The following is a 22,555-nucleotide window of genomic DNA, read 5'->3' as shown; positions in this document are numbered from 1 at the left end:
TCAAAAAATAAAAAGATTTATTGGTGAAAAATATAAAATAAAATGAAAATATCAGGGGCAGAAGCCGTTATCAGATGTTTATTAGCAGAAGGTGTAGACTTAGTATATGGTTATCCAGGTGGAGCTATTATGCCCGTTTACGATGAAATATATAAGTTTCAGGATCAATTGCATCATGTATTGGTGCGTCACGAACAAGGTGCGGCTCATGCAGCACAAGGTTTTGCAAGAGCGACTGGTAAGGTAGGTGTCGCTATTGCAACTTCAGGACCTGGAGCAACAAATTTAGTAACTGGTATTGCAGATGCTCAAATTGATTCAACTCCATTAGTATGTATTACAGGTCAGGTTGGAAAACATTTGCTGGGTTCTGATGCATTTCAGGAAACGGATATTATTGGAATTTCAACTCCTGTAACTAAATGGAATTACCAGATTACTGAAGCTCATGAAATTCCTGAAATTATAGCTAAAGCTTTTTATATCGCACGTTCTGGCCGTCCAGGTCCAGTTTTAATAGATATAACTAAAAATGCTCAGTTTGATGAATTGGATTTTAGTTACGAAAAATGTACTGGAATTAGAAGTTATCATCCTAAACCAGATTTGAATCTTCAAAAAGTGCAAGAAGCTGCCGATTTAATTAATAATGCAAAAAAACCCTATATTATTTTTGGTCAAGGAATTATATTGAGTGAAGCAGAAGAGCAATTAAAAAGATTTGTTGAAAAATCAGGCATTCCAGCAGCTTGGACTATTTTAGGTCTTTCAGCTTTGCCAACTGATCACCCTTTAAATGTTGGGATGGTAGGTATGCACGGTAATTATGGTCCAAATCTTTTGACCAATGAATGCGATGTATTAATTGCTTTAGGAATGCGTTTTGATGACCGTGTTACTGGTAATTTAGCAACGTATGCCAAACAGGCCAAAGTAATTCATTTTGAAATTGATCCAGCAGAGGTTGATAAAAATGTAAAAACAGATGTGGCAGTTCTAGCTGACGTAAAAGAAGCATTAACAGCCTTGATTCCATTAATTGATAAAAAAGCTCATGATTCATGGCACAATGAATTCAAAGAAAAGTACAAAATTGAATTCGATTCAGTTATCAATGAAGAGTTAAACCCAACTAATGGAAAAGGAATTTCGATGGGTGAAACTATGGAAATGATAAATAAGCATTCAAAAGGTGATGCAATTATTGTTTCGGATGTTGGCCAGCATCAGATGTTTGCCTGCAGATATGCTAAATTCAATTCAACTAAAAGTAACGTCACTTCTGGAGGTCTAGGAACAATGGGATTTGCACTGCCTGCAGCTATAGGTGCCAAAATGGGAAAACCTGATCGCGAAGTTGTGGCAATTATAGGTGATGGAGGTTTTCAAATGAATATTCAGGAGTTAGGAACCATTTTTCAATCACAAGTTCCTGTTAAAATCGTGGTATTAAATAATGAATTTTTGGGAATGGTACGCCAGTGGCAGGAATTGTTTTTTGACAATCGCTATGCTTCTACTAATATGATTAATCCAAATTTCATTGCTATTGCACAAGGTTATCATATTAAATCCAGAAAAGTTACCGAAAGGGAGGATCTGGATGCTGCTGTTGAAGAAATGATGGCTTCAAAAGATTCTTATTTCTTAGAAGTAATGGTAGAGAAAGAAAATAATGTATTCCCAATGATTCCTACAGGAGCTTCGGTTTCTGATATGAGATTAAGCTAAAAAATTATGGAAAATAAAATGTTCACTATTTCTGTTTATTCAGAAAATAACGTTGGCTTATTGAATAGGATATCGGGTATATTCTTAAAACGCCATATAAATATACTAAGTCTAAATGTTTCCGAGTCTGAAATTGAAAATGTTTCAAGATTTGTAATAGTTGTTAACACCACTGAAAAATGGGTGCAGAACATTGTTGGACAAATAGAAAAACAAATTGAAGTTATCAAAGCTTTTTATCATGTTGATGAAGAGACTATCTTTTTGGAAAGCGCAATATTCAAAATAGCATCAAATTTACTTTTTGACGAAAGACAGATTCAAAATATCATAAAAGACAGTAAATCTGAAATTGTTACGGTATCAAGAGAGTTTTTTGTGATTTCAAAATCTGGTAAACGTTCTGAAATTGAGGAATTATATGCAAAGCTTAAACCTTTCGGAATTATGCAGTTTGTTCGTTCCGGAAGAATATCGGTTTCAAAAGAAAAAATGCAAATATCATCATTATTAGAAGTGTTATAATATAATCTGTTAAATTATAATTAACACAGATTACAATTCAATTATTAAATTTTACATTCATTAAATATTAAAAAAAAATGGCAAATTATTTCAATTCATTACCACTTAGATTACAGTTAGAACAATTAGGAGTTTGCGAATTCATGGATCAATCAGAATTTGCAAATGGGATAGATGCATTAGCAGGAAAAAAAGTAGTCATTGTTGGTTGTGGAGCTCAAGGTTTAAATCAAGGTTTGAACATGAGAGATTCAGGTTTAGATATTTCTTATGCATTACGTGCTGATGCTATTGCAGAGAAAAGAGCTTCTTTTAAAAATGCTACTGATAATGGTTTCAAAGTGGGAACATATGAAGAATTAATCCCAACAGCAGATTTAGTTTGTAATCTTACGCCAGATAAACAACATACAGCTGTAGTTGCAGCAATCATGCCATTGATGAAACAAGGAGCTACATTGGCTTATTCTCATGGATTTAATATTGTTGAAGAAGGAATGCAGATTCGTAAAGACTTAACAGTTATTATGTGTGCTCCTAAATGCCCGGGTTCTGAAGTGCGTGAAGAATATAAAAGAGGTTTTGGTGTACCGACTCTTATCGCTGTTCACCCAGAAAATGACCCTAATGGTTTTGGTTTAGATCAGGCAAAAGCATATGCAGTTGCAACTGGCGGTAACAGAGCAGGAGTATTACGTTCTTCTTTTGTTGCGGAAGTAAAATCAGATTTAATGGGAGAGCAGACAATCTTATGTGGATTATTGCAGACTGGTTCTATTTTATGTTTTGACAAAATGGTTGCTGAAGGTGTAGATGCAGGATATGCTTCTAAATTAATCCAATACGGCTGGGAAACTATCACTGAGGCTTTGAAATACGGAGGTATTACTAATATGATGGATAGATTATCTAATCCAGCTAAAATTGAAGCATTTAAAGTTTCTGAAGAATTAAAAGATATTATGCGTCCACTATTCAGAAAACATATGGATGATATTATTTCTGGTGAATTCTCTAAAACAATGATGGCTGACTGGGCTAACAACGATGTTAACTTGTTAACTTGGAGAGCAGCAACAGGAGAAACTAATTTCGAAAAAACTCCGGCTGGTAATGTTGAAATTTCAGAGCAGGAATATTTTGATAATGGTGTATTGATGGTTGCAATGGTAAGAGCAGGTGTTGAGTTAGCTTTCGAAGCAATGACAGATTCAGGAATTATTGAAGAATCAGCATACTATGAATCATTACACGAAACGCCACTTATTGCTAACACAATTGCAAGAAAAAAATTATTTGAAATGAACCGTGTAATCTCTGATACCGCTGAATACGGATGTTATTTGTTTGATCACGCTTGTAAGCCATTAATTACTGAGTATGTTAAAAATGCACCAAGTAACTTGGTAGGACGTCCTTTCAATAACGGAAGTAACGGAGTTGATAACAAAGAATTAATTGAAATTAATTCAATTATCAGAAATCACCCTGTTGAGGAAGTAGGAGCTTGGCTGAGAGAATCAATGACTGCAATGAAAAAAATTGTATAATAAAAATTAAAAATTAGGAATTACCATGCCATGAGGGTGTGCTGGGATTTGCATAATATCATAAAGGTTTAAATATTTTGAATTAGTAAGCACTTATTGGACAATTGAAAGATATTTATGCATAATTACATTCACTTAACTTCGACATAATGTAAGTTAAGTGAAGTAATCCCTAGTTGTTTTTGAAAATTCTTTTGTGATAAAAAGAAGAATAAAATTGTTGTTAAATATTGTTAATAAAAGGGCATTTTAGTTTCTAAATATGCCCTTTTTTTGTTTTAATTTCGGTGATAATTCTAAAACGTTATGAAAAAAGCATCAAAAATTAAATAAGAGCGATTTTTTATTATTATTTTAGAACATTTTACAAATTAATAGTTTTGAAAATCGAACAGATTTAATACTTTTATAAAAAATTTAAAAAAGATGAGTTATTTTAAAATTGATAGTTTAGAACAATACTTTAAACATTATAATAAATCGATACGTGAGCCTCGTAAATTTTGGGGAAAAATAGCCGAGGAGAACTTCACATGGTATCAGTACTGGGACAAAGTTGTCGATTTTAATATGGCTGATGCCGAAGTTAAATGGTTTGTTGATGCAAAAGTTAACATCACAAAAAATTGTATTGATAGACATTTGGCTAAGAAAGGAGATAAAACCGCTATAATTTTTGAACCAAATGATCCCTCTGAACAAGCGTTGCATATTAGCTACAATGAGCTTTATGAGCGTGTTTCTAAAATGGCAAATGTGCTAAGAGAGCAAGGAATAAATAAAGGTGACCGTGTCTGTATTTATCTGCCAATGATACCAGAATTGGCAGTCGCCGTTTTGGCTTGTGCTAGAATTGGAGCTATACATTCTGTTGTATTTGCAGGTTTCTCAGCATCGGCTGTTGCTTCAAGAATAAATGACAGTCAATGTAAAATGGTAATTACTTCTGATGGCGGATATCGCGGAAATAAAACCATTGATTTAAAGGGGATAGTTGATGAAGCTTTGCAAAACTGCCCGAGTGTTACTTCTGTTTTAGTTGCTAAAAGAACAAATGCCGAAATCCAGATGAAAGCTGGTCGTGACCAATGGTTAGCCCCACTTCTTGATAATGCTCTTAACAACAGTGTTGCAGAAATTATGGATGCTGAAGATCCGCTGTTTATATTATACACATCAGGTTCTACGGGAAAACCTAAAGGAATGGTTCATACTACCGCAGGATATATGGTTTATACTGCTTATACTTTTAAGAATGTCTTCAATTACGAAGAGAATGATATATTTTGGTGTACAGCAGATATTGGCTGGATTACAGGTCACTCCTACATTTTATACGGTCCATTATTGAATGGAGCCACGACTGTTATCTATGAAGGAATTCCTTCTTATCCAGATTTTAGCCGTTTCTGGGAGACTATCGAGAAGCATAAAGTGACTCAATTTTATACAGCACCGACAGCTATACGTGCTTTGGCAAAAGAAAATTTATCTTATGTTCAAAGATTCCCGCTAAAATCATTGAAAGTGATTGGTTCAGTTGGAGAACCAATTAATGAGGAAGCATGGCACTGGTATAATGACCACGTAGGAGGAAAGCGCTGTCCGGTAGTTGATACTTGGTGGCAGACAGAAACGGGCGGAATTATGATTGCTCCGTTAGCATTTACAACCCCAACAAAACCAACTTATGCTACATTGCCATTACCTGGAATTCAGCCAGTCTTGATGGATGACAAACGCAATGAAATAGAAGGTAATCAGGTAGTAGGCAGTTTGTGTATCAAGTTTCCATGGCCGGGTATTGCAAGAACTATTTGGGGAGATCATCAAAGATATAAGGATACATATTTTTCCACTTTTCCAGGTAAATATTTTACTGGGGATGGAGCTCTTCGTGACGAAGTAGGATATTATAGGATTACAGGACGTGTTGATGATGTAGTTATTGTTTCCGGACATAATTTAGGTACTGCGCCAATTGAAGATGCTATTAATGAGCATCCGGCAGTCGCTGAATCTGCAATTGTTGGATTCCCGCACGATATTAAAGGAAATGCATTATATGGATATGTTATACTTAAAGAATCTGGTGAATATAGAGACCGAGATAACCTATCAAAAGAAATTAATCAGCATATTGCAGACCACATTGGTCCAATTGCCAAATTAGACAAAATTCAATACGTAACTGGATTGCCAAAAACAAGATCGGGAAAAATTATGCGTCGTATTTTGAGAAAAATTGCTGAAGGTGATTATTCGAATTTTGGAGATATTACAACTCTCTTAAATCCTGAAATTGTTGAGGAGATTGTAAAAGGAAGAATAGTATAACATTATTTTTTAATCTTAATATTTAAACTGCTTCATTTTATGAAGCAGTTTTTTTTTACCCTAAAAAGAGATAGTATATCGTTTTGTACGTAAAATTGTGTGTGAGCAGTTATGTTTTTTAATGTTAAATCTTTATTAATTACCGTAACATTTTTTTTAATTTCCAGTCTATTGATAAAAGTATTTATTGAAAAAAGCTCTTTTGTGTTTTTTTACGCTAAATCGCTAAAAGGCTGAGACTAATTTTTTCAGTAAAAACGTTTAATAAGTTAATATAAAGTTAAAATTTAATACCATGCAATACATAATACCTTTTTTAAGACATATATTTGCATAGAATATTATTATATGAATATTAATTAATTAATCAATCATCAATCAAAAATCAATTATTATGAAAAAATCAATCGTTTATTTAGGAGTAGCTTTAGTAGCTTTTGCAAATGTTTCTTTAGCTTCAAATGTGAATTTATTTTCAAATACCTCTCACAAAATTGAATTTTATGATACAGTTTCGCCTTTAGGGAATGCCGTATTTAAAGGAGATTTAGAAACCGTAAAAAAGTTTGTAGAGTATGGTGCAGATGTTAATGAAAAATCAGACGGAATGAGTCCGTTAATGATTGCTGCTCGTTACAATAAAGTGGAAATTATTAAATATTTATTGTCAAAAGGAGCCGATCTCAATAAAAAAGATGAAAATGGATTTACAGCTTTAAAATACGCTGAATTATCTAATGCAAATGAAGCTATTCAACTTTTAAAAAAATAAATAAAAAATTAAAATGAGACATCATCTAAGTGATGTCTCATTTAAAAAAATCAATCAAAAATCAATCAAAAATCAATCAAAAAATAATCATGAAAAAATCAATTTTGCTCTCAGGAATTGCACTAGTCTTATTTTCAAATATTAGTAATGCAAAAAATATAAATAATGTATCGAGTGGTTTATTTCAAAATATTATTTCATCAGATCATAATGTAGAAAAACAAAATGATTTGGCAGCGCAAATGGATAAAAGTTCTTTGACAGACGAAGCAGATATTTTTAATCCAGAAACGGTTATCACTTTTAATCAAAAAACAGTAAAAGAAATAATTGCTGAGGGAGATAAAATCACAGAGAATAATAACTCAGGTGATATGGAATACACTGCATTTGAAGAATCCATGAAAGAAATAATAATTCAATCGGATCTAATTATTGAAAACTCGGTATCAAATGAAAGATATCCTCTATATGTGGAAAGAACTATAGAAGACGAAATAGCAGCACTAGAATTGATTATTGAAAGTACAGAGGTGAATAAGGTTAGTCCTTTGAATTTTAAAAAGATCAATAGTTCTATTATTCATAATTCATTCAATTCCAATAGATTTATCGGAATGAATTAAAACATTTTCTCCGAATTGCTACATACAATGAAAGCTGTTAGAGCTTTATAAGAAAGCACCATTAAAGAGTATAATGATGCTTTTTTTATGCGTAGATTTTTGCCAGTTTCTGATCTTGCATTTTTGAAAATAATAAAAGAGCCGTAATAGCACCAATCGTTGCAAATAACATATCTGACTGCGTATCCCAAACATATCCTTGTGTTCCCAAGAAAGCATCTCCGCCATCTCCTGTGGCAATAGAAACAAACCATTCAATCCATTCATAAGCTGCACTAATAGCTAAACAGATGGAAACAATTATGAAATTGAAAAAGCATTGATTAGCAATAACTTTTTTTCGAATAAACAGTTCTCTAATAATCATTGCAGGCACAAAGCCCTGTGCAAAATGACCAACTTTATCATAATTATTACGGCTTTGATGAAATAGCTCTTTGATATAATCAAAAAAAGGAACCTCTGCGTAAGTATAATGACCGCCAACAAAGAGAATAATACAATGAATTAAAATCAGCGTATAAGTAAAATTGGTAAATCTGAATTTTTTAAAAGTAAAAACTAAAATTAAAAGCCCAATTATTGCTGGAATAATTTCTAAAAAGCAGGTAAATCCTTCTTTCGGATTAATGATTGACCAAAGTAAAGCTGCTGTAAACAATGACAATAAAAGATAGATGTATTTCATATTTGAAATATACAAAATTTACTTATATGGTTTTGGGTATTGGCGAAGTTGGGGTATTTAAAGTACAAATGTTCATTAGAATTCCAATGCTCAAAATATAGCACTTCTGCCCCGATTTTGCCAATACCTTGTTACAGGTAGCATTTTTCTTCGTATGCTCTAAAAATTCAAAAACATGTTCGCCATTTTATAGTGCCAAACATGTTTAAATATTCATTAAAACGTTTTATTTAATAAGCTGCTGTAAAATGTTGTTTATGATGTTTTTGATTTTCTATCTCGTCTACAATAACAACAGCCAAATCTTCAACAGAAAGCATACTTATATTTTCATCGTTAAATAGGGCAAAATCTTTTCCTAAACGATATTTTCCTGTTCTCCCAGTTTTTATATGTGGATGCATCTCAAATGGAGGACTGAAAAATGCCCAATCTAATTCCATTTCATTTTTCAGTATGTTTAAATAATCTCTGGATGCTCTTGCACCTGCTCTAAATTCTTCTGGTACTTCTGGTGTGTCAACTGCCTGAATTCCTTCGGCAACATACAAACTGCCAGCTCCACCAATTACAATAAAACGATTAACACCTGCAAGTTTTACTGCTTCCTGAATTGCATTGGAACCCGCAAGAAAGTCATTGTAAATATTAGGGTTTTCCCAGCCTGCATTAAAAGCACTAACAACAATATCGTTGCCATTTAATATCTCAGTAAGTTTTTTTACGTCTGTAACATCTACCGAAACAATTGTTAAATTCGGGTTGTCTGTTGTTTTAATGTTTCTTGAAATTCCTGTAACGCTGTGGTTACGGTTTGTTAATTCGTTTGTGATACTTGTTCCCACAAAACCTGTTGTTCCAATTACTGCTATTTTCATTTTTTTTATTGTTTAAAATTATTTTACAAAAATATTTATTATAGTTACACAAAATATAACAGATACCTTTTGGTAAGTAGTTTCGTTTTGGTAAGTAGCATCCTTTTTTGTAATTAGTTTTATAACTTTGTGACTATGAAAAAGGAAAAATCACAACTTACAGATATTTGTCAGTTACAACTTCAAGGAGTCAAAGACACACAGGATTTGTTAAGTGGAAAATGGAAAACTGTCATTGTAGCTGCACTTTACTATAACGGAAAATTCCGTTTTATGAATTTAAGCCGACATATTGAAGGCATCGCACCAAAGGTATTGTCAAAAGAGTTGAAGGACTTAGAAATGAATCAACTTGTAAAAAGGACAGTCATAGATACAATGCCAATTACTGTTGAATACGAACTTACATCTCAAGGCAAAAGTTTGAACAAAGTTATTGAAGCAATGGGAGAATGGGGAGTCAATTACAGAAAATCAATTTTAAAAAAATAGGACTGTCCGATAATCGTGTGGGGCGTTTTAATATTGCCAGTAACGCTCTGGTACTACAGCGGGTTTGGGACTAAATTGAGCCCATTCTTTGGACTTGCCAAATCATCTCAAATACAAAACCATCTTTCCATTAAGCCTATTGCCCAAATCCGTTGTAGTAGCTGTTACCAGCAGTTGTTCTTTACCATTATATTTATCTTTCTTCAAGTGAGATAGCCTCAATGTTTATTTCTTGACCGTCTTTTAACTTTTCTTTAGTGAATGGTTCTGCAAAACTTTCTGAACCATAGAAACCTTTTTTATTAAGCATAAATCTATACCCATCAGTACTGTCAATTTTAATTTTAACCGAACCCATAGAATCTGTAATATATTCTCCAACTTTTGGATAAGTTCTCATTAAGTATCCCATACCCTCCTTTCTAACTTCAATGGTGTCAAACGTATTAATTCTACGTTGTTTAGTTTTGCTATCAACTGAAGTTATTGTTATAGTAATTTGGTTTTCTAAATCAGTTTTTCTACCACAATTTGAAATTAATAAAGCTATTATAGAAATACTTATCACTATTTTCATTTTGGAAATCTTTGATTGCATAATCTATTATATTTATTTGCGAGTTGCTTTCACATAAAATTGCGTTAGATTCTCCATTTTGCGCCACAATTGCTGGTAACTAATAGCTAGTGTCATCCAGTTTCACTTTTCCATTGAATGTTCTGTACAAAAAGAAAAAATAGGCTCCTAATAAAGGTGCGCCAATGGCAACAATCGTCAGCATTATTCCTAACGATTTTTGAGAGGAAGCTGCATTGTAAATTGTCACATTAAACTTGGGATTAATTGTAGAGATTAACAAAGTTGGATACAATTGCAATGCTACAAGTATCAGTAAAAAAGCCATCGTTAATGACGAAAAGATCAATGCCCGCATGTATTGTTTTTTTGAAACCAGACGTGGAACATTGGCTACTGCCAAAAAAGATATTACTGGAACAACAAAATATACTGGATTTGCTCTGAAGTTAGCTGTAACTTCTGGAATAAAAACTAATGTGTAAAGAGTTGTGATTCCAAAGCTGATAATAAAGAATATCATTCCTTTCTGAAGTAAAAATGTCAATCTTTCATGTAATCTTCCTTCGGTTTTTAATAAAAGATAAATTGCGCCTTGTGTCATAAAAATAGAAAGTGTCGTAAATCCAACCATTATGGCGTAAGGATTTAAGAAAGAAAAAAACACACCGCCATGATAAGTGAAATTTTCCCCTAAAGCAAAACCTTGCAAAATATTGGCTAATACCACACCAAGCAAAAAGGCAATCATTATACTAGAAGTACTGTAAATAATGTCCCAGCTTTTTCTCCACCACGTCATTTCTTCGACACTTCGAAATTTAATGGCAGCAGCCCGAAGTACATTTAGCATTAAAAAAAGCATAAACGGAACATACATAGCTGATAACATTGTGGCATACATAACAGGAAATCCAGCAAATAATGCTCCTCCGCCAATAATCAGCCAGACTTGGTTTGCATCCCAAACAGGGGCAATAGCGTTTATTGCAATTCTTCGGCTTAAATCTTTTCTGAAGAATAAATGCCAGGCACCAGCACCAAAATCAAAACCTTCTAATATTGCATAACCCGAAAATAACAGTCCAATTACTAAATACCATAATGTAGGATAGTCGATCCCTAAAAAAGTTTCCATACTATAAAGATTAAAAGGATTTGAATGTTACTTGTGTTTCAGCTTCATCATATGGACCATGTTTTATTTTTTTATTTACGGTATATAGAAATAAAGCCAGCAATAATGAATAAACTATAGTGAACATAACCAAGGAAAAAACAATCTGCTGTGAAGAAACTTCTTGTGAAAATGCTTTGCTGGTTCTTAACTGCCCGTAAACAACCCAAGGCTGTCTCCCCATTTCGGCAGTGAACCATCCAACTTGATTGGCTATTTGAGGAAGAATTACCGAAAACGAAAAAATCCATAACAGCCATTTATTTTCAAATAATCGCCCTTTCCACCATAAAAAACTGGAGTATAATGTGAGTCCAATTAAAAACATTCCAATTATAACCATAATATGATAGAATTGAAAAACAGCGTTTATCTGGCTGGGCCTGTCTTCAACTGGAAAATTATTCAATCCTTTTATAGGAGCATTAAAATCTTGATGGACAAGAAAAGATAATCCGCCTGGAATTCCAATTCCTGTTACTTTTTGGTTTTCTTTATCAACCCATCCGAGAAGATATAAATCGGCAGGTTTATCTTTTTCAAAATGGCCTTCCATAGTAGCGAGTTTTGCAGGCTGGTTTACTGCAACTCCGTCAGCCGTGCTATGACCTGAAATCAATTGAGTAAGTGAAAAAATTGTAGCAACTACTAAAGAAATTTTGAATGCCTTTTTTGATATTTCGACATAACGACCTTTCCTAATGTAATAAGCATGTACACTTAAAACTAAAAAAGCTCCTGCTAAAATTGCCCCCTGCCAAGTATGAATAATTCTATCCACACTTGAAGGATTGAAAACCATTGCCCAAAAATCGGTTACTTCGGCACGGGCATGCAAGCCTATACCGACAATATGATAGCCGGCTGGTGTTTGCTGCCACGAATTTGCAACTACAATCCAAACTGCAGAGAACATTGATCCTAAAAAAACGCCCAAAGCCGATACAAAATGAACCCAAGGTTTCACTCGGTTCCATCCAAAAAGCAGCACTCCCAGAAAAGTGCTTTCCAGCCCGAAAGCAAATAATCCTTCGGCAGCTAAGGCACTTCCAAAAATATCACCAACATACCGTGAATAAATTGCCCAATTGGTTCCAAATTCAAACTCCATGATAATTCCGGTTGCAACGCCAATTCCGAAAGTTATTGCGAATATTTTAATCCAAAAACGAGTCAGAATTTCGTACTCTTTATTTCCGGTTTTAAGATAAAGTCCTTCCATAATGACCATAATCAATCCTATTCCAATGCTTAATGGGGGATAGATATAATGAAAGGCGATTGTGAAAGCAAATTGTATGCGGGCAAGTATTTCAACATCCATAAGGAAAGTATTTTGTTTAAAAGTATGTGTAAATTTACGACAGAAAGCTAACTTTATTAGGCTTAAAAATTAATTTTATTTCTGTTTTTTGATATTCTTTCATTCCTATAAAAGAAAATGTTTTTATGTAAAAAAGAATCACAATATTTAAGAAGATTGCAAAAAAAAAGCACCATTTAAAAAATGATGCTTTTGTCGAAAAAATATTTAACCAATTAACTTATTTCAAAACTCCTACTCAATTCTAGCATGTTTTTTACGGTTGAATACCCAGAATATAATCGGGAAAACTAATAATGTCAGTATCGTTGCAGTAACTAAACCTCCAATTATGACGATTGCCAAAGGTTTTTGAGACTCTGAACCAATTCCGGTGGAAATTGCAGCAGGCAGTAAACCTATAGAAGCCATTAAAGCGGTCATTATTACAGCTCTTGTTCTGGCTTTCACTCCCATGAAAATCGATTCTTCGAGTGAGAATTTTGCCTTCAGATTATGATGAAATTCCGATATCAGGATTACTCCATTTTGAATACAAATTCCTAGTAATGCTATAAAACCTACACCTGCCGAAATCCCAAAATTCATTCCTGTAATATGCAATGCTAAAATGCCACCGATGATTGCAAAAGGCACATTGGCTAAAACAAGCAAAGAATCTTTAATGTTTCCGAATAAAATAAACAGTAATACAAATATTCCCAATAAACTTATCGGTACAACCTGCGCCAGACGCGCACTGGCTCGAACCTGATTTTCAAATTCTCCTGTCCATCCTGTTGTGTAACCTGCAGGCATTTTTATTTCGGCCACTTTTTGTTGTGCTTCGGCAATTGTACTTCCTAAATCGCGGTCACGAACAGAGAATTTTACACCAATAAAACGTTTGGTATTATCTCTGTAAATGAAAGCCGGCCCAGTAACTGTTTTAAGGTCGCAAATTTCTTTTAGCGGAATTTTGGCTCCACTGATTGTTGGAACTTTTAGCTCTGCCAAATCCTCTTCATCTTTTCGATATTCTTTAGAGAAACGAACCCTTACATCAAATTTTTTCTCATCTTCATACTTTTGAGTGGCTGTTTTTCCTCCAAAAGCCAGTTCCAAAACAGCCTGTGCATCGCTTAATGTTACGCCATAAGCGGCCATTTTTTCGCGGTCTAAGAGCACACTGATTTCCGGCTGTCCAACATTTCTAAGAATTCCGGCATCTTTGATACCAGGGATGTTTTTGATTTTTGCTAAAACTTCGTTCGAAAGTTCATCCAGTTTATCCAAATCATCACCATAAATTTTTACTGCATTGGAAGCTTTAAACCCAGCTACCGATTCGGCTACGTTATCAATTACAGGCTGTGAATAGTTATAAGTAATTCCCTGATGCACTTTTAATTTAGTATCCATTTCGTTAATTAAATCATCCATTGAAATTTTTCGGATCCATTCAGATTTTGGTTTTAAATCAACCTGAAGCTGAATAAACCCAAAACCGTTCGGGTCTGTTCCGTCGTTGCTTCGACCGGTTTGAGACAATACCTTTTTTACTTCGGGAAAACTTTCCAGATCTTTTCGGATTATTGCTGCGGTCTGCACACTTTCTGGTAGCGATGTACTCATTGGCAATTCGGCCGTTACCCATAAAGCTCCTTCGTTTAATTGTGGTAAAAACTCCGTTCCTAAAAATGTTGCCGAAAAGAAAACCGTTACTAATATCGCAACCGAAGCTATCAATGTTTTTATTTTATGTTTGAATGTCCACGCAAAACCTTTACTTACTATTCGGTCCCAAAAGTTTACAAACGGATTGTTTTTTTCTTTTACATTTTTATTTAAAAGGATATGCGATAAAACCGGAACTAATGTCAAAGTGAAAAGTAATGCTCCCATTAACGCAAAACCAAGTGTGTAGGCGAGAGGCGAAAACATTTTTCCTTCTACTTTTTGGAATGCGAATATTGGCAATAGAGCAGTTATGATAATTAATTTAGAAAAGAAAATAGCTTTACCCATTTCGGTTCCCGTTTTTTTAATCAGGCTTCCTTTCGCAATTTTGTTATACGCTGTCATTCCCAGCTGATGCGCCCGATGATCCAATACGACAAATAATCCCTCGACCATGACGACTGCACCGTCAATAATAATACCGAAATCGACTGCTCCCAAACTCAGCAGGTTGGCACTCATTCCCATCAGTTTCAAACATAAAAACGCAAACAATAAGGAAAGCGGAATAACAATCGAAACCGTAAAAGTTGTTCTCCAGTCGGCCATGAAAAGAAAAACTACGCAGGTAACCAGAATAATTCCTTCGAATAAATTATGCATTACCGTTTCGGTCGTGAAATTCATTAGATTATCACGATCATAAAAGGTTTCTATTTTAATGTCTTTTGGAAGAACATTGTCATTCAGATCTTTGATTTTTTCTTTGATCAGAGCTAATGTTTCCTGAGCGTTTTCGCCCTTGCGCATTACAACAATTCCTTCAACGGCATCGTCATTTTTTCCAATTCCGGTTTGTCCAACCCTTGGCATTGAGCTTTCGTAAACCGAAGCTACATTTTTAACTAAAATTGGATTTCCTCCGGCAACATCAACAATAATATTTTCAATGTCCGGAATCGATTTTAAAAGTCCAACTCCGCGAACCACAAACGCCTGACCGTTTTTTTCGATAATATCCCCGCCAACATTTAAGTTTCCTGCATTTACGGCGTTGTAAACCTGCAATGGAGTGATGTTGTATTTGGCCAATTTGATTGGATCAACACCTACTTCATACGTTTTTGTCTGACCTCCAAAAACATTCAAATCGGCAACACCCGGAACAGCACGAAGCTGTTTGTCGATTACCCAGTTTTGATAGGTTAATAATTCTCTGGAATCTCTGCTGTTGCTTTTTACAATATATCTGAATATTTCGCCCGTTGGTCCATACGGTGGTTGTACATCGGGTTCAACATCTTCGGGAAGTGAAACATTTTTCAATAAATTATTGACCTGCAGACGGGCAAAAGTGTCATCGACTCCATCGTCAAAAATAATTTTGATAACCGATAGTCCAAACATCGTAATACTGCGAACACTGGTCTTTTTCTGCACCGAGTTCATTGAAATTTCGATTGGAGACGTTACAAAACGTTCTACTTCCTCAGCACTTTTACCATTCCACTGTGTAATGATGATGATTTGAGTATTGGTTACATCCGGAAAAGCGTCAATTGGCATATTTTTGAAAGAAATAAATCCTGCAACTGCCAATATTCCCACCCAAAAAAAGGTAAATGCTTTATTCTTGAGCGAAAAAGCAATAATATTTCTGATGAATTTGTTCATGTCTTAATCGTTTAGGGAGCGATAAATAAATAACTGATTGTTGGTAATAACTTTTTCATTTTCTTTCAAACCGCTTGAAATGTAGGTGGTGTCACCTACGACTCTATATACTTGAACTTCTCTGGTCTCAATATTATGGCGGTCTTTAAAAATCATGACAAAGTTTTTGCTTTTGTCAAAAACAATGGCATTGCTAGGAATAGCAATCATCGATTTGTCTTCGTTAAAAGATAATTTGATATTTGCATTCATGTCGGGTTTCAGTAAATAACCCGGATTTTGCAGTTTAATTCTTGCCTGCATCGCTTTGGTTTCCGGGTCGATAACATTGAAAATTTTATCCACTTTTCCTTTAAAGGTTTTATCGGGATAACTCAATGTTGTTACATCGGCGTCGATTCCTAATTTTACTTTATTAATATCAATTTCGTTGATGTTTGCCATAGCCCAAACTTCACTGATTTCGGCAATATCAAATATGTTTTCTGAACGGTCTGAACGCAGTAGCATATCCTGATTGATACTTTTTTGAATGATAAAACCACTGATTGGAGCCGTTACTTCATAAATAGACCCCGCTTTGATATTATAAATTTTATAAGTCTCCTGAATTTTGCTCAATTGGGATTGCGCTTTCGCAACTTCTGATTTTGCCTGAAGCACATCACTTTCAGAATTCAATTTACCGTCAAATAGTTCCTGGGCAACTTTCAAATTGTTTTTGGCAACCAGTAAATCACTTTTCGCATCGAGCGATTGTTTTTCAAAATCGGCAATATCAGTACTCTTTATGGTGGCTAAAACCTGTCCTTTTTTAACATAATCGCCAAGTTCAACATTTACCTTGACTACATTTCCGCCTACAAGAGGGTACACGTCAATCATTTTATTGTTATCGGCTGTTATTTTTCCATAAAAACTTAATTCGTTTTTTACCTTTTGCGTTTGTGCTATAGCGGTTGTAGTAGTTTTTAACATCATATCGCTTAACGCAAAAGAAGTATTGGTCTGCAGATTTTCGGCTTCCTTTTTACAGCTTGTAACAGTTAAACTTACAAGTGCAATTCCTATAATTAGTGTATGTTTCATTAGTATTTAGTTTTAAAATAAGTCTTTGTTGATTGTGCTGTTTAATTCTTCGGCAGAAAGTGCCAGCTTTTTCTTTAGCTCATTGACCTGAATAGTTGCCTGATTGTAACTTTCCATGAAATCGGTGAATTCTAATAAGCTGACATTTCTTTTTTGGAAATTCGTCAGCATTCCATTATAGACGGCTTCAAAATCGGAATTAACGGTTGGTTTTATGACTGTGTAGTTTTTGCGGGATTCATCCCATTTATTCCATGCCGAAGTAATTTCGGTTTGCAATTGAAGTTCAAAATTTTGCTTTTCAACTTTAGATTGTTCCAAAACTGTTTTGGCATATTTGATATTTCCTTTGTTTTTGTTCCAAAGAGGAAGCGGAATTCCAATGGTTACATTTGCTTCTTTTTCAAAAGCACCACTTCTTTGATCGTAATTTGCTCCCAACGTAAGGTCCGGAATTGCAAGTGATTTTTGCCATTTTACATTTAGTTCATTTGCCTCGATTTCTTTTTGTTTGGCTAAATAATCGGGTCTGTTGACAATAGCTTCATTTTCAAAAGATTTTAAATCAAAATCAATAGTTTTTAGGTATTTATTGAATTCCTCTTTAGAAACTTCCGGAATCACATTCTCAGTAGAATTAAGCAGTAGTTTTAAATTGCCCTGCTCCTCAATATTATTATTTACAACTTCCATTCGCTCGTTTTTAAAATTGAGATAAAGCGATTGCAAACGGACAACGTCTTTTAAAGGAATATTGCCTTTTTGAGCCTGAATAGAGTAGGAACTGATCAGATCTTCGATATGAGAAAGCTGTTCATCGGTGGTTTCAAGGCTTTTTGTATTGTAATAAACCGTATAGAAACTCTTGCGTAATTGCAATTTTAAGGTTCGCAAAAGATCATTAAACTGCAGTTCGGCCAGTTGTTCATTGGTTTGAGATAATTGTATTTCGTTGCGTTTTTTTCCGCCTAAATAAATCAACTGTTCAATACCAAAAGCTTTTTGACCGTCTTTTCCAATATCAAAATATTGATTTCTTTCAGGATTATAAGCGTTTAATTGTGCTGTAATTGTCGGGTTATCCCAAATTCGGGCTTGAATGGTCAGTGCTTTCGAAGCATCAATATTGTATTGAGAAGCCAGCAAAAAAAGATTGTTTTTAAGAAACTGGCTTTCACAATCCTGAAGTGTGACTGTTTTTTGAGCTAAACTCACCTGATTTATTAAAATCAGAAATAGTAGTGCAGATAACTTTTTCATTGTATCGGTTTTATTTGATACAAATATGCTATCGCCGGACTTTAAGAGACCTTAAGATCTACCTTAAAAAGAGCTTAAAAATGACTATTGATTAAAAAACAACCGAAATAAATTGGTATTTTTTTCAGGAACACTGTAGGTGATGGTGCAGTCATGCAGTGTGAGTATGCGCTGTACGATGCGTAATCCTAAGCCGAAACCCGAAGTTCCTTTGGCATTTGTACCACGCATAAAAGGCTGAAAAAGATTCTCCTGTTCCATTTCACTCAAAGTTTCCCCGGTATTGTAAACAGAAATGACAAGATGATTGTTGTGGGTGCTGATTTTTACTTTGGCTTGTTTGTTATCGGAGTAAACACAGGCATTTTTTAAAACATTGCCCAAAGCAATTTCTAAAAGATTTTTATTTCCTTTAATTTCCAATGCCGAATCCAAACTGTCGCTTTCTTCCATTTCAAAATGAATTACAAAATCCGGAAAGCTCTTGTTCTGGTTTTCAATGGCCGAAAACAGAATTTCATCCATTCTATGCACTTCGCTATTTTCACGATCTTTGTTGTCGATTTTTGAAAGGATCAATAAGGAATGTATCAACTGTGTCAGCTGATTTACGTCTGATAAAATCACTTTCAAAAAAGACTTTCCCTTGTCGGATGTCGCAGAATCCGAAACCACATTTTCTATTTGAGAAGTGATTCTGGACAGCGGAGTTCGAAGTTCGTGTGAAGCATGAGCCGTGAATTCTTTTTGTTTTTGATAGGAAATCTCGATTCGGTCCATCATGAAATTAAATTCATTGGCAATCAAATCAATTTCGTTTTTATTGTCTTTTAAACTGACTCTGGTGTCGAGATTATTCTCATTTATGTTTTTTATTTTTTGGTGAAAAATACTTAAAGGATTCATCGCTTTTTTTACCATAAAGGAGGTTAAAACCCAGCAAATACAAGTAAAAAACACATAGGAGATAATTAAAGTATATCTTAAAAAGAGCAGTTTTCGCTTGCCGTAATCATCTTTGGCAGAAATTAACGCATAAAAATCTCTGTCTTTGGTATCATAAAAAACACCATACACTTCATAATTGCCTTGTTGTTTAAAAAAAGTTTTATGTTTTTTGAGGTACTTTAAATCATTAATAGACCAGTTAATTTTGGCATCGTCAATACTGCTGTATATCAATTTGTAATTGGAATCGAATACTAATGTTTTTTCGTCATACAATTTGTTAATCGAGTTCTGATCAATCATTTTCAAAAGCTGATCATCAACTTCTTTTACATTGACTAATAGTTTAATATTAGAAAGTGCTTTTATTTCCAATCGGTCGCGAAATTCTTCTTTTCTAAAATTGGAATATAAAACAAATATCAATGTTGAAGCCAGTCCAAAGAGGATTGTAAAAAGCAGGCTGACTAAAAGTGATATTCTGTTTTTTAAGGTCATTCCTGATCGTTTAAATAATATCCGTAACCAATTTTGGTATGAAGCAGTTTTATATCGTGGTCTTTATCGATTTTTTTTCTCAAAAAATTAATATACACTTCAATTGTATTTTGGTTGGTTTCTATATGATAATCCCAAAGTTTTTCGGCTATAAACTGTTTAGAAACTACTTTCCCTTTGGCATGAGCCAAAATCAAAATCAATTTGAATTCTTTAGGAGTTAATTTGATTTCAATGCCGGAGCGATAAATTTTCATTTCATCTTCCAGAATTTCTAAATCCTGAATAGTGATTTTTTGCTGTGTTTGCTGAGGAATTTCTTTCCGTCTTAATAAAGATAAAATGCGGGCAAAAAGTTCTTCAAAGTGAAAAGGTTTCACCAAGTAATCATCGGCTCCATTATCAAAAGAAGCTAATTTATCTTCAATTTCGCTAAACGCGGTTAGCATTAAAATAGGAGTTTTTTTATCAATCTCTCGAATGCCTTTGCAGACATCGATTCCATTTTTTCCTGGAACATTAATATCAAGAACTATTAAATCATATTCGTATGGTGAATACTTTTTTAATAATAATGCCCCATCATAATAAGGAAAACACTCGAATTCTTTTGATCTAAAGAATGCTGAGATTTCTTTAGATAAAGTAAAATCGTCTTCGAGTAATAAAATTTTCATAGAGCATGGATAATATACATTCGGCTATTAAAACAAATAGCCGAATGTATGTTTTGTATTCTTCAATTATTTAAAATAAGAGAAGGTTTCATTGTTTTCAATCTTCAATAACGTTTCATAGATCAATTTGATTACGTTTTCAACATCTTCACGATGAACCATTTCGACAGTTGTGTGCATGTATCTCAACGGAAGCGAAATCAAAGCCGAAGCTACTCCGCCATTACTATACGCAAATGCATCAGTATCTGTACCGGTAACTCTTGAAGAAGCCAAACGCTGAAACGGAATGTTTTTTTCTACGGCTGTGTTCAGAATCAACTCTCTCAAATTATTTTGTACCGCTGGAGCATAAGTAACAACAGGCCCTTTACCAATTTTAGTGTCTCCTTCAATTTTCTTATCAATCATTGGAGTTGTAGAATCGTGACAAACATCAGTAACAATGGCAACATTTGGTTTTATGGTTTGGGTAATCATTTCGGCACCTCTAAGACCGACTTCTTCCTGAACAGCATTAGTAATATACAAACCAAAAGGCAGTTTGATATTATTTTCATGCAACAAACGAGCAACTTCAGCAATCATAAAACCTCCCATTCGATTATCGATAGCGCGACAAACAAATTTGTTCTCGTTCATAATTATGAATTCATCAGGATACGTAATCACACAACCTACATGAACTCCTAATTTTTCAACCTGTTCTTTGGTTTCGCAACCCAAATCAATGAAAATATTACTAATTTTTGGATTTTCTTCCTTGTCTCTGTTTCGGGTATGAATGGCAGGCCATCCAAACACTCCTTTTACGATTCCGTTTTTGGTATGGATGTTAACACGCTTTGATGGTGCAATTTGATGATCAGATCCACCGTTTCGTATTACATAAACTAGTCCATCATCGGTAATATAATTCACATACCACGCAATTTCATCAGCATGACCTTCTATGACAACTTTGTATGGAGCATCAGGATTAATCACTCCCACAGCAGTTCCATAGGTGTCGGTAATAAAAGTATCCACGTATGGTTTTAAATAATCCATCCATATTTTTTGACCTTCGCTTTCAAAGCCAGTAGGGGATGCATTGTTCAGATATTTCTCTAAAAAGGTAATAGATGATGCATTCAATATTGATTCAGTACTCATATAAAATAATTTTTCGCTAAATTAAATATTTGTCTTTATAGTTCTATATTTAATGTATAATTTTGTGTTAAAAATAATTCCCCATGAAGCTTTATAAAATTTTATTTTTCTGTTTTTTGACATCACTATCTGTTCATGCCCAAGACCCAAAAAATGATAATATTCCAATGGGTTATGTTTTAACAGAAGCCGATAGTATTTTTGGAGACACTATTGTGCTTCCCGAACTGGTAATCGAAACACACAAGATGAGTGAAGAGGACAAAAAACAGTTTTTACTACTCCAAAGAAGAGTTTATGCTACTTATCCATATGCAAGAATCGCTTCCGAAAGGCTGACTTCATTAAATAAAGGCATGCAGAAGTTTACTAATAAAAGAGATCAAAAGAGGTATTTCAAAATAGTTGAAGATTATTTAAGTAATGAGTTTGAAGCTCGTTTAAAAAAACTTTCCAGAAAGCAGGGCCAAATTTTGGTCAAATTAATTGATAGACAAACAGGATTCACTACATACGAATTAATAAAAAATCTCAAAAGTGGTTTTAAAGCATTTGTGTCCAATACTACCGCCAGCATGTTCAATATTGATTTAAAAATGAAATATCAGCCTTTCGAGGTCAATGAGGATTATTTAATTGAAACTATTTTAGTCAGGGGATTCGAATCCGGCAGGCTCCGAAAGCAGGAAGCAGCAAAGCCAATAGATTATGAAAAGCTGGACGAAGCTTGGATTAAAAAATAAAAACGGACAGTTTGTAATAAAGAGATGATTACTAAGGTAATTGTCTCTTTTTTTTGCAATTATATTTTTAAGAGCCAAAACCTGCTATCCGTTACAATCTCCCCGGCCGAACCCCGGCCAGGGAGGATTTCCACTGCACACGAGCGAAGCGAACTGGCGAAGTAATCAGGGCTAG

General features: G+C 34.2%; 19 protein-coding genes. 8 read left to right on the top strand and 11 right to left on the bottom strand.

Annotated elements, in window-relative coordinates:
* Positions 1-42: 42 nt before the first annotated feature.
* From ilvB to C8P67_RS16510, 6 genes are all read left to right on the top strand, one after another.
* On the top strand, positions 43-1,731 hold the full coding sequence (gene ilvB, locus C8P67_RS16535) for a biosynthetic-type acetolactate synthase large subunit (protein WP_115814293.1): 1,689 nt from the start codon (positions 43-45) through the stop codon (positions 1,729-1,731).
* A 6-nt stretch (positions 1,732-1,737) separates the two neighbouring features.
* A complete protein-coding gene (ilvN, locus tag C8P67_RS16530; protein ID WP_115814292.1) occupies positions 1,738-2,256 on the top strand; it encodes an acetolactate synthase small subunit in 519 nt (172 codons plus the stop codon).
* Positions 2,257-2,333: 77 nt separating this feature from the next.
* On the top strand, positions 2,334-3,806 hold the full coding sequence (gene ilvC, locus C8P67_RS16525; RefSeq protein ID WP_115814291.1) for a ketol-acid reductoisomerase: 1,473 nt from the start codon (positions 2,334-2,336) through the stop codon (positions 3,804-3,806).
* A 426-nt stretch (positions 3,807-4,232) separates the two neighbouring features.
* Positions 4,233-6,143, top strand: coding sequence for an acetate--CoA ligase (gene acs / locus C8P67_RS16520; RefSeq protein ID WP_115814290.1), 1,911 nt, complete (start codon positions 4,233-4,235; stop codon positions 6,141-6,143).
* A 394-nt stretch (positions 6,144-6,537) separates the two neighbouring features.
* Positions 6,538-6,915, top strand: a complete 378-nt coding sequence (locus C8P67_RS16515) for an ankyrin repeat domain-containing protein (RefSeq protein ID WP_115814289.1) — start codon at positions 6,538-6,540, stop codon at positions 6,913-6,915.
* Between the two features lie 89 nt (positions 6,916-7,004).
* Positions 7,005-7,541, top strand: coding sequence for a hypothetical protein (locus C8P67_RS16510; RefSeq protein WP_147298250.1), 537 nt, complete (start codon positions 7,005-7,007; stop codon positions 7,539-7,541).
* A gap of 85 nt (positions 7,542-7,626) precedes the next feature.
* Here C8P67_RS16510 and C8P67_RS16505 read toward each other — a convergent pair whose 3' ends face one another.
* Together C8P67_RS16505 and C8P67_RS16500 are read right to left on the bottom strand one after the other, a co-directional pair.
* Positions 7,627-8,229 carry a DUF2238 domain-containing protein gene (locus C8P67_RS16505; RefSeq protein WP_115814287.1) on the bottom strand — a complete coding sequence of 201 codons (603 nt, stop codon included), beginning with the start codon at positions 8,227-8,229 and terminating at the stop codon, positions 7,627-7,629.
* 230 nt (positions 8,230-8,459) lie between these two features.
* Entirely contained in the window at positions 8,460-9,107 is a 648-nt protein-coding gene (locus C8P67_RS16500) for an NAD(P)-dependent oxidoreductase (RefSeq protein WP_115814286.1), read from the bottom strand.
* Between the two features lie 135 nt (positions 9,108-9,242).
* Here C8P67_RS16500 and C8P67_RS16495 point away from each other — a divergent pair, with 135 nt between their 5' ends.
* Positions 9,243-9,599 (top strand): winged helix-turn-helix transcriptional regulator, encoded by a 357-nt coding sequence (locus C8P67_RS16495; protein WP_115814285.1) that lies wholly within the window; start codon positions 9,243-9,245, stop codon positions 9,597-9,599.
* Positions 9,600-9,792: 193 nt separating this feature from the next.
* Here the strand turns inward: C8P67_RS16495 and C8P67_RS16490 are convergent, their stop codons facing one another.
* The 9 genes from C8P67_RS16490 to C8P67_RS16450 form a co-directional block, all read right to left on the bottom strand.
* Positions 9,793-10,176: a hypothetical protein gene (locus C8P67_RS16490; protein ID WP_147298249.1), complete on the bottom strand. Its 384-nt coding sequence runs from the start codon at positions 10,174-10,176 to the stop codon at positions 9,793-9,795.
* Positions 10,177-10,276: 100 nt separating this feature from the next.
* Positions 10,277-11,314, bottom strand: coding sequence for a cytochrome d ubiquinol oxidase subunit II (cydB, locus tag C8P67_RS16485; protein WP_115814283.1), 1,038 nt, complete (start codon positions 11,312-11,314; stop codon positions 10,277-10,279).
* Positions 11,315-11,324: 10 nt separating this feature from the next.
* Positions 11,325-12,677: a cytochrome ubiquinol oxidase subunit I gene (locus tag C8P67_RS16480; RefSeq protein WP_115814282.1), complete on the bottom strand. Its 1,353-nt coding sequence runs from the start codon at positions 12,675-12,677 to the stop codon at positions 11,325-11,327.
* Between the two features lie 234 nt (positions 12,678-12,911).
* Positions 12,912-16,010 (bottom strand): efflux RND transporter permease subunit, encoded by a 3,099-nt coding sequence (locus tag C8P67_RS16475; RefSeq protein ID WP_115814281.1) that lies wholly within the window; start codon positions 16,008-16,010, stop codon positions 12,912-12,914.
* 3 nt (positions 16,011-16,013) lie between these two features.
* Positions 16,014-17,099, bottom strand: coding sequence for an efflux RND transporter periplasmic adaptor subunit (locus C8P67_RS16470; RefSeq protein WP_115814280.1), 1,086 nt, complete (start codon positions 17,097-17,099; stop codon positions 16,014-16,016).
* Positions 17,100-17,111: 12 nt separating this feature from the next.
* A complete protein-coding gene (locus C8P67_RS16465; RefSeq protein WP_115814279.1) occupies positions 17,112-18,359 on the bottom strand; it encodes a TolC family protein in 1,248 nt (415 codons plus the stop codon).
* Between the two features lie 84 nt (positions 18,360-18,443).
* Positions 18,444-19,805, bottom strand: coding sequence for a HAMP domain-containing sensor histidine kinase (locus C8P67_RS16460; protein ID WP_115814278.1), 1,362 nt, complete (start codon positions 19,803-19,805; stop codon positions 18,444-18,446).
* Positions 19,802-20,482 carry a response regulator transcription factor gene (locus C8P67_RS16455; protein WP_115814277.1) on the bottom strand — a complete coding sequence of 227 codons (681 nt, stop codon included), beginning with the start codon at positions 20,480-20,482 and terminating at the stop codon, positions 19,802-19,804. The genes C8P67_RS16460 and C8P67_RS16455 overlap by 4 nt, the downstream gene beginning before the upstream one ends.
* Positions 20,483-20,548: 66 nt before the next feature.
* Positions 20,549-21,637, bottom strand: coding sequence for a M42 family metallopeptidase (locus C8P67_RS16450; protein WP_115814276.1), 1,089 nt, complete (start codon positions 21,635-21,637; stop codon positions 20,549-20,551).
* An 83-nt stretch (positions 21,638-21,720) separates the two neighbouring features.
* Between C8P67_RS16450 and C8P67_RS16445 the strand changes: the two genes are divergently transcribed.
* Complete coding sequence (locus C8P67_RS16445) at positions 21,721-22,380, top strand: DUF4294 domain-containing protein (protein ID WP_245980483.1); 660 nt, start codon at positions 21,721-21,723, stop codon at positions 22,378-22,380.
* The last annotated feature ends 175 nt before the right edge of the window (positions 22,381-22,555 follow it).

It is taken from the genome of Flavobacterium aquicola (assembly GCF_003385115.1).
GTDB lineage: Bacteria > Bacteroidota > Bacteroidia > Flavobacteriales > Flavobacteriaceae > Flavobacterium > Flavobacterium aquicola.
The sequence above is the reverse complement of the archived record's forward strand: the minus strand, read 5'-3'. Positions and strand labels throughout refer to the sequence as shown.